Source organism: Dellaglioa sp. CoH-56-MRSF-12 (assembly GCF_056782075.1).
In genome coordinates this window covers 1-297 of record NZ_JBXAYD010000061.1, presented here as the reverse complement: position 1 = coordinate 297, position 297 = coordinate 1, and the positions used below count along the sequence as shown (strand labels likewise).

Genomic DNA, 297 nt, shown 5'->3' with positions numbered 1-297 from the left:
ATTCTCGGACCCGAATCGCGGAGAAACTCGTGGCCGGATCGTGACACATGCATATCTCTACCTGCTGAACGACTCGGAAAAGCTGGTGGAGGTGAAGGCCGATGACGACTTCGCAGAAGTGAAATGGGTGCCGCTCGGCCTGCTTGATCCTGCCGAGATGTATTCTGATCACTACTGGATCATCCACAAGATGCTTGATTCGCTGCCTGTAGATTGATATTGACGAGCAACAAGGAGTGAAGTAATATGTCTGAGTTGCATGATAACCCGGACAGTCCATGCATCGGGGTCTGCTCC

Annotated in this window: 1 protein-coding gene; it reads left to right on the top strand. The window is 51.9% G+C overall.

Going from position 1 to position 297, the window contains the following annotated elements; translation table 11 throughout:
* On the top strand, positions 1 to 217 hold a 217-nt coding region (locus tag AC1RPY_RS07785; protein WP_481763113.1), incomplete at its 5' end, for a hypothetical protein.
* Between the last annotated feature and the right edge of the window lie 80 nt (positions 218 to 297).